The sequence below is a fragment of the Bordetella sp. N genome, from assembly GCF_001433395.1.
In the GTDB taxonomy this organism is placed as follows: domain Bacteria; phylum Pseudomonadota; class Gammaproteobacteria; order Burkholderiales; family Burkholderiaceae_B; genus Bordetella_C.
Map to the genome: position 1 here is coordinate 3,185,855 of NZ_CP013111.1, position 12,453 is coordinate 3,198,307.

Annotated in this window: 11 protein-coding genes; 2 read left to right on the forward strand and 9 right to left on the reverse strand. The window is 65.8% G+C overall.

The annotated features are described in order from the left end of the window. Positions 1 to 3: 3 nt before the first annotated feature. The 4 genes from ASB57_RS13550 to ASB57_RS13565 form a co-directional block, all read right to left on the reverse strand. Complete coding sequence (locus ASB57_RS13550; RefSeq protein WP_057652706.1) at positions 4 to 813, reverse strand: enoyl-CoA hydratase/isomerase family protein; 810 nt, start codon at positions 811 to 813, stop codon at positions 4 to 6. A gap of 13 nt (positions 814 to 826) precedes the next feature. Continuing rightward, complete coding sequence (locus ASB57_RS13555; protein WP_156414387.1) at positions 827 to 1,969, reverse strand: malonyl-CoA decarboxylase domain-containing protein; 1,143 nt, start codon at positions 1,967 to 1,969, stop codon at positions 827 to 829. A gap of 181 nt (positions 1,970 to 2,150) precedes the next feature. Next, complete coding sequence (locus ASB57_RS13560) at positions 2,151 to 2,975, reverse strand: GntR family transcriptional regulator (RefSeq protein WP_057652707.1); 825 nt, start codon at positions 2,973 to 2,975, stop codon at positions 2,151 to 2,153. A gap of 216 nt (positions 2,976 to 3,191) precedes the next feature. After that, positions 3,192 to 5,585 (reverse strand): membrane-bound PQQ-dependent dehydrogenase, glucose/quinate/shikimate family, encoded by a 2,394-nt coding sequence (locus ASB57_RS13565; RefSeq protein WP_082621593.1) that lies wholly within the window; start codon positions 5,583 to 5,585, stop codon positions 3,192 to 3,194. A gap of 338 nt (positions 5,586 to 5,923) precedes the next feature. Between ASB57_RS13565 and ASB57_RS13570 the strand changes: the two genes are divergently transcribed. After that, positions 5,924 to 6,730, forward strand: coding sequence for an IclR family transcriptional regulator (locus ASB57_RS13570; protein ID WP_231755420.1), 807 nt, complete (start codon positions 5,924 to 5,926; stop codon positions 6,728 to 6,730). Here the strand turns inward: ASB57_RS13570 and ASB57_RS13575 are convergent. The 5 genes from ASB57_RS13575 to ASB57_RS13595 all read right to left on the reverse strand — a co-directional run bounded on the left by ASB57_RS13575 (position 6,695) and on the right by ASB57_RS13595 (position 11,062). Then, on the reverse strand, positions 6,695 to 7,132 hold the full coding sequence (locus ASB57_RS13575; protein WP_057652710.1) for a hypothetical protein: 438 nt from the start codon (positions 7,130 to 7,132) through the stop codon (positions 6,695 to 6,697). The genes ASB57_RS13570 and ASB57_RS13575 overlap by 36 nt on opposite strands. A 167-nt stretch (positions 7,133 to 7,299) precedes the next feature. Then, positions 7,300 to 8,085: a hypothetical protein gene (locus ASB57_RS13580; RefSeq protein WP_057652711.1), complete on the reverse strand. Its 786-nt coding sequence runs from the start codon at positions 8,083 to 8,085 to the stop codon at positions 7,300 to 7,302. An 8-nt stretch (positions 8,086 to 8,093) separates the two neighbouring features. Then, positions 8,094 to 9,275, reverse strand: coding sequence for an acetyl-CoA C-acyltransferase family protein (locus ASB57_RS13585; RefSeq protein ID WP_057652712.1), 1,182 nt, complete (start codon positions 9,273 to 9,275; stop codon positions 8,094 to 8,096). 58 nt (positions 9,276 to 9,333) lie between these two features. Then, positions 9,334 to 9,708: a tautomerase family protein gene (locus ASB57_RS13590; protein ID WP_057652713.1), complete on the reverse strand. Its 375-nt coding sequence runs from the start codon at positions 9,706 to 9,708 to the stop codon at positions 9,334 to 9,336. A 97-nt stretch (positions 9,709 to 9,805) separates the two neighbouring features. After that, positions 9,806 to 11,062, reverse strand: a complete 1,257-nt coding sequence (locus ASB57_RS13595) for a class I SAM-dependent methyltransferase (protein WP_156414159.1) — start codon at positions 11,060 to 11,062, stop codon at positions 9,806 to 9,808. A 238-nt stretch (positions 11,063 to 11,300) separates the two neighbouring features. On the opposite strand from ASB57_RS13595, the gene ASB57_RS13600 reads away from it, so the two are divergent. After that, positions 11,301 to 12,443 (forward strand): multidrug effflux MFS transporter, encoded by a 1,143-nt coding sequence (locus ASB57_RS13600; protein ID WP_057652714.1) that lies wholly within the window; start codon positions 11,301 to 11,303, stop codon positions 12,441 to 12,443. Positions 12,444 to 12,453 lie beyond the last annotated feature (10 nt).

Below are 12,453 nucleotides of genomic sequence, written 5' to 3' on the forward strand. Positions count from 1 at the left end.
TCTTCAGTCTCCGGAAAATGTCGGTTCTTCGCCTGCCAGGAAGGCTCGCACGCCCTCCTGATGATCATGGCTGTCCGCATACGCAAAAAAGCCAGGATATTCTTTTTCTTCCAAGGGTTGGCCGCTTTCCAGCCGGCGCAGGGTCCGCTTGTTGATGCGCGCGGCCAACGGCGCGCCCCGCAGGATGCGGCTTGCGCATTTGCGGGTTTCTTCGGCCAGCTCGGCGTCGGCGACGACGCGTGTCAGCAGGCCTTTGGAAAATGCTTCGGCCGCATCGATGATGCGGCCTTCAAGTAATAGTTCCAGGGTAAGCGCCCGGCCGGCCAGCGTCAGCAGGCCCCGCATCTCGTCGGGCGCCATGGGGAAGCCCAGGCGGTTGATGGGCACGCCGAAGCGGGCCGACGTCGCGGCAATGCGCAGATCGCACTGGCTGGCGATTTCCAGCCCGCCCCCGACGCAGACGCCTTCGATGCTCGCCACCACCGGATGCGGACAATCGGCGATCGCCTTGAGCGCCGGCGCCAGGGTGTTGCGATGGTAGTTCTGCACCGCCGTCAGATCCCGCCGCTCATGCGGGAATTCGCGGATATCGGCGCCTGCCGCGAAATTTCCGCCCGCCCCCGCGACGATCACGCAGCGCAGCGACAGATCCGCCGACAGGACGGCAAAGGTCTGCGCCAGCTGCCGCCACATGGCGACCGTGATGGCGTTCATGCGGCCAGGGTGATCCAGCGTCACGAAGGCCAGCCCGCCGTCACGCTCATAGCGCACGCAACCCGGCCCGGACTTCTCCGGCAACGACGCAGCAGACATGCAATCTCCCAGATCAGGACATACGCGCGATGGCGCGGCTGATGGCGGGCTTGCCCTCGCCCAACCGGGTCAGATTGTCGTCCAAGGCGTCCAATTCGTACAGATAGTTGACCATCAGCCCCGCCGATTGCGCCAAACCCTTGCCCGACCGGTCGGCGCCCCAGTTCAGCCGTTCGATGCGGGCGCCATTGCCCAGGTGGAAACGGGCCACGGGATCCGCCGGCTGGCCGTTCTTGACGGTCTGCAGATAGTGCGCCGCCAGCTTCTGGCCGGCCCGCCGCAGGGTCTCCGACCCCGCGCCCGTGCCGGCCCGGCTCAGGCGCGCCACCCAGCGCGCGCCGTCCGGCACCCGCTGGCGGGTGCGCTCCCGCGTCTTGTCACGCACGATGGCCTCGACAGCGTCGGCGTCCAGCTTGCCCAGCCAGTCGTTGAAGCCGGGAATCGGCGACAGGGTGGCGAAGGACTTCAGCTTGGGCAGGTCTTCCAGCAGCGCGTCGATCACCCGCTTGAGCAGGAAATTGCCGAAGCTGATGCCACGCAGTCCAGGCTGGGTGTTGGAGATGGAATAGAAAATCGCCCACCGCGCCTTGTCCAGGTTCTGCACCGGCTGGCGCGCGTCCAGCAGCGCCTGCACGTTGTCCGCCATCTGCGCCGAGAAAGCCACTTCGACGAAGATCAGCGGCGTATCCGGCAATTGCGGGTGAAAGTAGGCATAGCAGCGCCGGTCATCGGCGACCCGGCGCTTCAGATCGTCCCAGGACTGGATCTCGTGCACGGCCTCATAGATGATCAACTTTTCCAGCAAGGACGCGGGCGTGTCCCAGGTCAGCCGGCGCAACTCCAGCAGGCCCACGTCGAACCACGCCGACAGCAGCCCTTCCAGGGTCTTGTCCAGGGCCGGCAGGCCGCTGACCTGCTTGCGCCAGCGCAGCATGTCGGCGCGCAGGCTGACCAGGAAACGCAGGCCGTCCGGCTGGTTGTTGAACCGGCGGAACAGCCGCGCGGCGGCTTCGCCATCCGGCTGCTGGGCCAGCGGGCAGGCGGCCAGCATGGTCAGCATGGCGCGCTGCACCTTGGCATCGCCCGCCGTATAAGCCTGGCACCAGGCCGTCGCCAGCCGGTTGGCGGCCACATCGGTGGAGCGAGCCGCGAACAGCGGCAACAGCGCGTCCGCGCTGGCAAAGCGATCGCGCTCCCACAGTTTGACCAGACGCGCCATCAGGCCGGCCTCGGGCCCTGCCGCCTTGCCGTCGGCGTCATTCGGCGCGGCGGGGGAAGGCGCGACCGTGGTCGCCACGGGGGCCGCCGCAACCGGGCGCGGCGGCGTGTTGGCGTTGTCAGACGTGCGCGCGGCGCGCACGGGTGCTTGCACTTGCGGGTCGTTCATGATCGGGCTCCGGAGTGGGTTGCGGGGCAACTGGAATCGAATCGGTGGACGGCGAGGCGGAACGCGAACTGGCGGCCTGCGCCAGCCCCGTGTCCAGTCCCGCCGCCAGGATAGGGCGCGGTTGCTGGTCAGCCAGCACGTGCAGCGCGTCGAGCTGACGCAGCAGATGCCCCCGTGCCAGCGCCTCGGCGCCTTCGGCGTCGTGGGCGGCAATGGCGGCGTAAATGGCCATGTGCTCGGCGCATGAGGCTTGCATGCGGCCCGGCAGCGCCAGGCTTTTATGGCGCGACAGGCTCAAGACCTTGCGCAGGTTGCCGATCATGTCGGACAGCCAGCGGTTATCGGCCAGGGCCTGGATGGCTTCATGGATGACGTAATTCGCGGCGTAGTAGGCGTCGATGTCGCCGGCGGCGGCATGTGCCTGCAGGGTGTCGTGCAGGCCGCGCAGCCGCGCCAGGTCTTCCGGCCGCGCCTTGCGGGCGGCCTCATGCGCGCAACGGCCTTCCAGCATGGCCATCAGCGGGAAGATCTCGTCCAGATCGCGTGGCGAGAGCTCGTTGACGAAACAGCCGCGGCGCGGCTCCAGGCGCACCAAGCCCTCGCTGGCCAGCAGTTTCAGGGCTTCGCGCAGGGGTGTGCGGGAGATGCCCAATTGGGCCGCCAGCCGCAATTCATCCACCCACTCGCCTGCCATCAATACGCGCGACTGGATCATCGCGCGCAGACGGTCGGCCGCTTCCAGGTACAGCGCTTGTCGGACGATAGGCGCGGTCATGGGATTCCGTAATTCATAATTATGGAACCCTCATGGTAGTCCCATCCATGAACATTGCAAGCGGCAAATGGGCGGATCCCGCCATCGAGGGGCCGGTCATTTGGGTCCCCCCATATGGTTGATCGCCCCATCGCCGCGTGCCCTGCCTGCCCGGTGGCCACCATGCAAAATGGGCTCCAGAGGAGCCCATTTTGTCACCACCGACGCGTGTGAACCTTAACGCTGGGGCAGCGCGTAGGCGATGATGTAATCGCCGCGCTCCGGCGTGGTGCGGGCGCCGCCCGCGGTGACGACGACAAACTCGCGGCCGCCCTGCTCATAGACCAGGGGCGTCGATTGAGCGCCGACCGGCAGGGGCGACTTCCAGATTTCCTCACCGGTCGCCACGTCCATGGCGCGCAGGTAATAGTCGGCCGTCCCCGTGAAGAACACCAGACCCGATGCCGTGGCGACGGGGCCACCCAGGGTGGGCATGCCCAGCGGCATCGGCAGGCCCGTCTTGATGCCCAGCGGGCCCATCTGTTCGACGGTACCCATCGAACGCTGCCAGGCAATCTGGCGCGTGTTCATGTCGATCGCGGTCAAGGTGCCGAACGGCGGCTGGGTGCAAGGCACGCCCAGCGGCGACACCACCATGGCGCGGTTCACGCCATAAGGGGTGCCGTCCATGGGTACGATGCCGGCCACGCTGGCACCAGTCTTGTTGGACGCCGCCAAGGCGGCATTGACCCGCGCACGCGGAATCAATTGCGCCTTCATCATGATGCGCATGTCGTTGACCAGCAGGTAGTCGTGCTGGCGGTCGATCGAGATGCCACCCCAGTTCATCGTCCCGAAGGGCGAAGGATGCGGGATGTACCAATCGGTGCTGGGCGGCGTGTAGTCGCCTTCATAGCGCAGGCGCTTGAACTGGATGCGGCACGACAGCTGGTCCAGCGGCGTGATGCCCCACATCATGCTTTCCGTCAGCTTGGGCTCGCGCATCTGCGGCATCCCGACGGAATACGGCTGGGTCGGGGAGATGCGTTCGCCGGGCAGGCCATCAGTGGGAACCGGACGCTCTTCGACGGCCGCGATGGGCTTGCCGTCGCGTCGGTCGAGCAGGAAGATTTCGCCGCGCTTGGTGGTCTGGATCAGCGCCGGAATGCGGCCGCCCTTGCCGTCCGGGGCGTCGTAGAGCACGGGCTTGGACGGCAGGTCGTAGTCCCACAGGTCGTGGTGGGTGGTCTGGAAGACCCAACGTTCCACCCCCGTGGCGGCATCCACCGCGACGACGGAAGAGTTGTGCTTGTCGACGGCTTCGCTGCGCTGGGCGCCGTACATGTCGGGGGTGCCGTTGCCGGTGGGCAGGTAGACCAGGCCCAGTTCCTCGTCGACGGTGGGCACGGCCCACACGTTAGGCGTGGCACGGGTATAGCTTTCCCCGGGCCCCGGCGGATTGGGCTGGCCGGGACGGCCGATGTCCCAGGCCCAGCTGAGCTTGCCCGTGACCGCGTCGAAGGCGCGCACGACGCCGGAAGGCTCGTCGGTGGACTGGTTGTCCATCACCCAGCCGCCGACGATGATATTGCCGCGCGCCAGGATGGGGCCGGACGTCGGGTTATAGAAGCCCGGAACGGTCTTGCCCATGCCGACGGCCAGGTTCACTTCGCCCTTTTCGCCGAAGCCTTCGCAGGTCTTGCCCGTCTTGGCGTCGATCGCGATCAGGCGCATGTCGCCCGTCGTCACGAACAGGCGCTGCTGGCAGGTGGCGCCCTCTTGCACAGGCGTGGAGGCATGGCTGGATGCCGAAGCCAGATCGGCATAGGCCAGGGAACGGCAACGCAGCCACGTGGGCGTAGAGCCGGCATTGACCTCCGGATCGAACTTCCAGCGTTGCTTGCCCGTCAAGGCATCCAGGGCGAACACCTGGTTCGACGGCGTGCAAGGGAACACCGTGTCGCCGATCTGCAGGGGCGTGTTCTGGTTCTCGGCGCCGCCGTAGGCGAAATCACCGGTGCGGAAGGTCCACGCGACCTGAAGCTGCTTGACGTTGTCTTTGGTGATCTGGGTGTAGGGCGCGAAGCGCTGGCCGTCCGGCGTGCGGCCGAAGCCCGTCCAGTTCTGCTTGTCGTCGCCGGGCTTGTAATCGGTGGCCACGGCGGGCGCCTTATCCGAGCTGACGAGCCACACCGGTTGGAAGGCCTTGAAGCCCGCGCCGATGACGCAGAGCAACAGCAGGCCGGCAACGCCGAAGGACGCCGGCTTGACGCCGCGCCGGGCTTTCGCCTTGGGCAGCGTGGGCGTCACCAACGCGACCAGGATGCCCAGGATGCCGGGCAAGCCCAGCCGTCCGGCCAGGGGCCAAAAGTGCCAGCCGGCCTCGGCCACGGCCCAGATGGCGGTCAACACCAGTACGGCCGCATAAAGCCAGGCGCCGAGCGGGCGGCGCATGATCAGCAACACGCCGGCGACCAGTATTACGACACCGGCCGGCAGGTAGTAGGCCGACCCGCCCAAGGACAGGAGGGTGATCCCGCCATAGGCCAACAGCGCGCCAAACACCGCAACGATGGCGCCCACGATAAAGGCTGGGCTTTTGGCCAGCCTGCTTTCCACTTCTGTACTCACTGCTTACTCCCTCGCCGATTCAACGTGGCGACCCTGTCTGTAAACGGTCCTCGCTGCTGCCCAAGGCCGTCCATAGGTCCTGGGAGTGCAGCGGGAAGGACCTTAAAATTTATCTACGAAACTTAGAATTTATATATAAATTTATTGCAGCGGGACGGTAGCACGCTGATCGGCGGCGCTACAAGCACAATTTCATGGTTGAAAACTGTTTTTCATAAATGAATGGAATCCCAGATGGACCGACCTACCGCCGCGGCGCAGCCGGCTTGCCACGGCTTGCCGGGTGTCTGGGGGCGCGGTACAAGAGAGCCCCCGCGAATATCAGGCGGCGGGCAGGCATGGACAAAGGAGAGGAGCAAACGATGGGAGATGGCGTGACGGCGGCGGAGGCGCGCACCTATGCGGCGCCGGCCCTGGAGAAGGGCCTCGACATCATCGAAATCCTCTGCAAAGCGGAAACCCCGCTCAGCCAGAAGGACATCGCACAGCAATTGGGACGTAGCGTGGGCGAGATCTATCGCATGCTGTCCTGTCTGGTGCGCCGCGACTACGTGGCGCAAACCGGCGATGCCTACCTGCTGACCACCCGCCTCTTCGAACTGGCGCATCGCCACCCGCCCACGCATCGCCTGCTGGTCGAGGCGCCCAACATCATGGACCACCTGGCGACGACGCTCGATCAGTCCTGCCATCTGACGGTTTATGGCCGCGGTTCCCAAATCGTGGTTGCCAAGATCGACGCGCCCAGCGGCATGGGGTTCAGCATGCGGACCGGCGCCGAGCTCGACATGCTCGTGTCCGCTTCCGGCAGAGTGCTGCTGGCTTTCCAGGACGCGGCGACCATCACGCGCCGTATCGATGAGTGCGTCCGCCGCCGGCCCGACCACGCCGACGCCGGCATCGGTGCCATCCTCGATGCGGTCCGGGCCAGGGGCTTCGAATCGATGCCGAGCAATCAGGTGCGCGGCGTGCTCGCGATCGCCTTCCCCATTCTCGATAGCGAAGGGAGAGCCGTGGCGGCGCTGTCAGTGCCATATGTCGAGCGTATCGACGAGGCCAATCGGCCCTTGGCCGAGGTGCATGCCGCGACGGCCGCGGCCGCGCATGACCTAACCCGCCGCGTGGGCGGCACAGCCCGCGCCTAGCAGCAGGTCGTGGCGAATTTCCTGCCAGCGCAGATCGATCGCGGCGCGGTCGATTTGGTCTGCGGCGTGGCCAGATTGCGAGCAGCGGAAGTCGTCATCTTCCGCGTCGGCATCCCCGTCATCCAGATAGACGCTTTCACTCCAGCAATCCACGATTTCTTCGCAGATCGCGTCTGAGAGACCGGTCAGGCTTTCCACCATGGCAAACGGGTTGGCGGCCAGTGAGCAATGTTCATCGAAAACGCCCCTGACCTGCTCGGCCAGCGCTTCGACAGGCCAGCAGTTCTGGTCTTCCTGGCCACAGCTCATGCACTTGCGCGGACTGCCGCTGGCGGCGATTCGGTCCGACAGGAATGGATCCGTCACGCAGTGGGCACAGATGAACAGATACGCGTCGATCATGGCATTCGCCGTCTCTAAATGGAGGCGCATATCCCTTGGGCCTGGAGCGGCCGCCGAAACAAATATGCACTCTCTATACTTCAAGTTACACATTGTATGTGCGACTTGACCGGCTCCGATATTGGGATAATTACCGCTAGGGTTTCCGCTAGCGGCCGCCCGCGGGGCTAATAGCGAATCACGCCGTCCTTGGCATCGCCCACCAGCGAGCGGGCCCAGCGCCGGGCCGGCAAGCCATAGGTGGACTCGACCACTTCCGCCCGCGCCAGCAGGTCGGCCGCCGGGATGGCGATGGGCGGGCCGGAAAACGCCAAAACGATACGATTGCCCGCATCGATTTCCGGCAGCATGGCCAGGCGGCCATTGAACGCCGCGCCAAGGTTGTCGATATTGCGGGGGAAGCTGTCGTGATCGCCAAACAGGTTGACGACCAGAATGCCGGTATCCCCCAGCACACGCCGGCAGTCGCGATAGAACTTCGCCGAATCGCGCACCGGGCCGCGCGCCTGGGCATCGTACAAATCGACCATCAGCACCGGGCAGTGCCCGGCATTGACGGGATCGGCCACCCACACGCCCGCGTCTTCATGCTCGATCATCAGGCGGGACGAGCCCGGCAGGCGGAAGAACATATAGCAGGCGCCGGTCACCTTGTGATTCCACTCCACCACGGCCACCGGACTGCGCGTGTGCTTCAGGCAGAAGCGCGCCAGCGAGCCGGCGCCCAGCCCGAGCAGGCCGATGGCCTCCTCGCGCGGGGGGTCGAGAAACAGCAGCCAGGCCATCATCTGCGCGGTGTATTCCAGCACCAGTTCGGCTGGATCCGACATGCGCATGGCGCCCTGGATCCACTCGGTATTGAAGTGCAGATAACGCACGCCATCCGCTTCGGAAATCGTCGGCTGGTCCAGTTCGGACGGTCCCGCAACACGGGATAGGCTTCGGCCCGGCATCTTGCTTGTCAAATCCTTTCGAAAATCGCGGCGATACCCTGCCCGCCGCCTATGCACATGGTCACCAGGGCATAACGCCCCTGCACGCGCTGCAATTCATAAAGCGCCTTGACCGTGATGATGGCCCCCGTCGCGCCCACCGGATGGCCCAGCGCAATGCCGCTGCCATTCGGATTCACGCGCGCCGGATCCATGCCCAGCTCGCGGGTCACCGCGCAGGCCTGGGCGGCGAAGGCCTCGTTGGCCTCGATCACGTCCATCTGGTCTATCTTCAGGCCGGCTTTTTTCAGCGCCACCGTGGTGGCGGGCACGGGACCGATGCCCATGTACTTCGGATCGACCCCGGCATGGCCATAGGCCACCAGGCGTGCCAGCGGACGGACGCCGCGGCGCTGGGCCACGTCCGCCGTCATCATCACCACGGCGGCGGCGCCGTCATTGATGCCCGACGCGTTGCCGGCCGTCACCGTGCCATTTTCCTTCTGGAAAACCGGCTTCAGGCCGGCCAGCGATTCCAGCGTCGTATCACGGCGCACGTGCTCGTCCTGCTCGAAGCGGATCTCGCCTTTGCGGGTCTTGATGACCACCGGCACGATCTGATCCTTGAAGTACCCCGCATCGATGGCCGCGGCCGCGCGGCGATGCGACTCGACCGCCAGCGCGTCCTGGTCGTTGCGGCTGACCCCGTATTTGGCCGCGACGTTTTCCGCCGTCACGCCCATATGGATGCGGTCGAAAGGATCGGTCAGGGCGCCGGTCATCATGTCGACGAAATTGCTGTCGCCCATGCGGGCGCCCCAGCGCAGGGCCGGCGCGATATAGGGGCTGCGGCTCATCGCCTCGGCGCCCGCGCCCACGGCGATATCGGCATCGCCCAGCATCAGCGTCTGCGCCGCCGACACGATGGCCTGCAGGCCCGAGCCGCACAGGCGATTGACGTTGAACGCCGGCGTGCCATGGCCTACGCCGGCATTGACCGACGCCACGCGCGCCAGGTACATGTCGCGCGTTTCGGTATTGATGACGTGGCCGACAGCCACGTGACCGACCTCCTCGCCCGCCACACCGGCACGTTCCAGCGCCGCGCGGATGACGGTCGCGCCCAGGTCGATGGGCGGCACGTCCTTGAGGGCGCCGCCGAAGGTGCCGATGGCGGTGCGCGCACCGCTGGCGATGATGATGTCTTTCATGTTTCGTCTCCCCTGGCCGCCGGGCTGGTAAAAAGAGGGCGGCCGTACCCTCCGGGCATCAACGCCCGGTGTTTTTGGCGCTGACGCCGTTGGCCATGCCCATGTCCGTATTCGGCACGTCCTGCACGATCACGCGCACGTTCTCGCCATCGACGCCAAGCGTGCTGCTGGCCGCCTTGGTCAGCGCCGTGAACAGCGCCTGCTTCTGGTCCTCGCTGCGGCCGACGATCATGTGTACGTGGAACACCACCGATTCGCGCCCCACTTCGCCACCGACGACGATGTCCTCGCGGGCCACGTCATGCAGCATCAGGCGGACACTGCGCAGCGGCGCGCCAAGGCTTTCCACCACGGCCTGCGATGCGGCCTGCAGCAGGGCACTTTTCTGTTGGGCCGACGGGCCGGCGGTGATATGGGCGTGAATGGTGGGCATGTCTGCTCCTGTTTATTGCGTGATGTCGGGGCGACCGATAAGGTAAGCCCAGGGCGGTTTCCCGGCCTGGGCTCGGCCCCGCGGTCCGGTTTCCGGCCTAGGCCGTGTACATGTAGTCGCGCCGCCAAGGATAGGCCAGGTCGGCCGGCAGATCCAGTTCATCGCTGCGGCCGGTGGCCAGATGCTGGCCGACGATCTGGTGCAAGGCGATCCAGCCGTGTTCGAACGCCATCGCGCAGCCGGCCAGATACAGGCGGTACGCCCGCAGCGAACGCGCGCCCGACTCGCCGGTCAGCAGTTTGGCGGCCTCGTCCAGGCGCGCCTCCAGCGCATCGCTCCAGGCCCACAAGGTACGAGCATAGTGCGGCCGCAGGTTTTCCATATCCGTTGCTTCCAGGCCGCCCAGCGCCATGGCTTCCTGCACATGGCTGACATGCGTCAGTTCACCGCCCGGGAAGATGTACTTCTCGATGAACTCGCCCATGCCATTGCCCAGCTCGGCATTGTGCACGCCGCCCGCCGTGATGCCGTGGTTCAACACCAGACCGCCAGGCTCGAGCAGCCGGCGCAGCTTGGCGAAATAGTCCGGCAATTGCGCGCGGCCCACGTGCTCGAACATGCCGACCGAGGAAATCTTGTCGAAGGGGGTCGCCTCGTCGAGCTTGCGGTAGTCGAGCAGCTCCATGCGTACGCGCCCTTGCAGGCCTTTTTCCTGGATCAGGCGATTGACGTGGGCGTGCTGGTTGCGCGACAAGGTGATGCCGGTGCCGTTGACGCCGTAGTTCTCGGCCGCCCACAACAACAAGCCTCCCCAGCCGGCGCCGACATCGAGAAAGCGCTCGCCCTCGTGCAGCCGCAGCTTGCGGCAGATGTGGTCCAGCTTGGCTTCCTGCGCCTGCGCCAGAGGCATCTCGGGGGTACGGTAATACGCGCAGGAATAGACCCGGCGCGGATCCAGCCACAAGGCATAGAAATCGTCGGACAGGTCGTAGTGGAACTCGATCTGCTTGGCATCGCGCTCGATAGAGTGACGCCACACCGACACCACGCGGCGCACCAGCTCGGTAAGCCAGCCGCCGCGCGCGGCGTCCACCGGCGAGCCAGGCAGCATTTCAGCGGCGGCGCGCATCACGTCGTGCATATTGCCTTCGATGCCGACGCGGCCCTCGACGTAGTCCTGGCCAAGGATGCCGACGTCGCCCGCGGCCAGATGCGCCAAAGCGCCTTTATCGTGTGCCACGAATCGCACTTGGGGGTCGGCTGCACCGACTCTCGTGCCATCCGGCATCTCTAGTTGAACAGGGACCGAAATAGCTTCGAGCTTGCTGCCGATGGCAGACAACAATGGATTCACGACAATCAACCCAAGTAAATTTGACTGAGGGACTTTATCGGAATTTGTTTCCGTTTTGAACCCAGTTTTTACGTGATACATTTCCCCGCTTGGTGTTGCGAAAATTGTCCCTGTATGACACTCGACTTTCAGAGTCATTTCAGGCAACTTCTGCTTTACGCGACATCCCACCGCTCGCAGTCCCCCTCCCATGCCTGCCTCACTACCGACACGCAGCTTTCCCGGATGGTTGATCCTGATGGGGGCGCTGACGGCGATCGGTCCGTTCTCCATCGACCTTTACCTGCCGGCCTTCCCCGCCATCGCGGCCGGCCTTGGCGTCTCGCAAGGCGACGTCGAACGCACCATGGCGTCGTATCTGGTCGGCCTGGCGGGCGCGCAGATTTTCTACGGTCCATTGGCCGACCGCTACGGCCGCAAGCCGCCACTGCTGGTCGGCCTGGCGATCTACGTCGTGGCCTCGCTGGGCTGTGCGCTGTCGACCAACATCGCCAGCCTGACCCTATGGCGCGCCGCGCAAGCCCTGGGCAGCGCCGCCGGCATCGTCATTCCCCGCGCGGTGATTCGCGATCACTACGACACGCAGGAGGCGGCGCGCGCCATGTCCCTGCTGTTGCTGATCATGGGCCTGGCCCCCATCCTGGCGCCGTTGATCGGCGGCCAGCTGCTGTTGATCACGGGCTGGCGCGGCGTCTTCGGCCTGATGCTGGCAACGGGCGTCATTCTGATGACGGCGATTCTGCTGGTCATGCAGGAGTCGCTGCCGCCCGAACGGGTGGTGCCGCTGAACTGGCAGACCATTGCCGGCAACTATCGCGCGCTGTTGCGCCACCGCGGCTTCATGGCCCACAGCCTGGCCGGCGGTTTCGGCCAGGCCGGCCTGTTCGCGTACATCGTCGGGTCGCCGCGCGTCTTCATCGATATCTACGGTGTCGACCCGCAACACTATGGCTTCCTGTTCGCCTTGAACGCCGCGGGCCTGATCATCGGCTCCCAAGTCAGCGCCCGGCTGCTGCGCCGGCTGCCGCCCCAGGTCCTGCAACAGCGCGCCTTGCGCACCCTGGCCGTGGCCAGCCTGGCCGCGTTGCTGATCACGCTGGCGGGCTGGATGACGCTGCCGCTGCTCATGGCCTGCCTGATCGGCTATTTGAGCAGCCAGGGCTTCGTCAACCCGAACTCGGCGGCGCTGGCCCTGGCCGACCAGCGCAAGCGCCTGGGCGCGGCGTCGGCGCTGATGGGCACCTTGCAGTTATCCTGTGGCGCCGTGGCCGGCCTGTGCGTCAGCCTGTGGCAAAGCGACACACCGCTGCCGCTGACCGCCGCGCTGGCCGTCTGCGCGTCCCTGTCCTGGCTGTCCGGCCAGATCGCCCGCAGGGCTTGACGGGATGGAA

Excerpts from the sequence above, each read along its gene's own strand:
- ASB57_RS13550 (WP_057652706.1), bottom strand. The coding sequence starts at position 813 with ATGTCTGCTGCGTCGTTGCCGGAGAAGTCCGGGCCGGGTTGCGTGCGC.
- ASB57_RS13560 (WP_057652707.1), bottom strand. The coding sequence starts at position 2,975 with ATGACCGCGCCTATCGTCCGACAAGCGCTGTACCTGGAAGCGGCCGAC.
- ASB57_RS13570 (WP_231755420.1), top strand. The coding sequence starts at position 5,924 with ATGGACAAAGGAGAGGAGCAAACGATGGGAGATGGCGTGACGGCGGCG.
- ASB57_RS13575 (WP_057652710.1), bottom strand. The coding sequence starts at position 7,132 with ATGATCGACGCGTATCTGTTCATCTGTGCCCACTGCGTGACGGATCCA.
- ASB57_RS13580 (WP_057652711.1), bottom strand. The coding sequence starts at position 8,085 with ATGCCGGGCCGAAGCCTATCCCGTGTTGCGGGACCGTCCGAACTGGAC.
- ASB57_RS13585 (WP_057652712.1), bottom strand. The coding sequence starts at position 9,275 with ATGAAAGACATCATCATCGCCAGCGGTGCGCGCACCGCCATCGGCACC.
- ASB57_RS13590 (WP_057652713.1), bottom strand. The coding sequence starts at position 9,708 with ATGCCCACCATTCACGCCCATATCACCGCCGGCCCGTCGGCCCAACAG.
- ASB57_RS13600 (WP_057652714.1), top strand. The coding sequence starts at position 11,301 with ATGGGGGCGCTGACGGCGATCGGTCCGTTCTCCATCGACCTTTACCTG.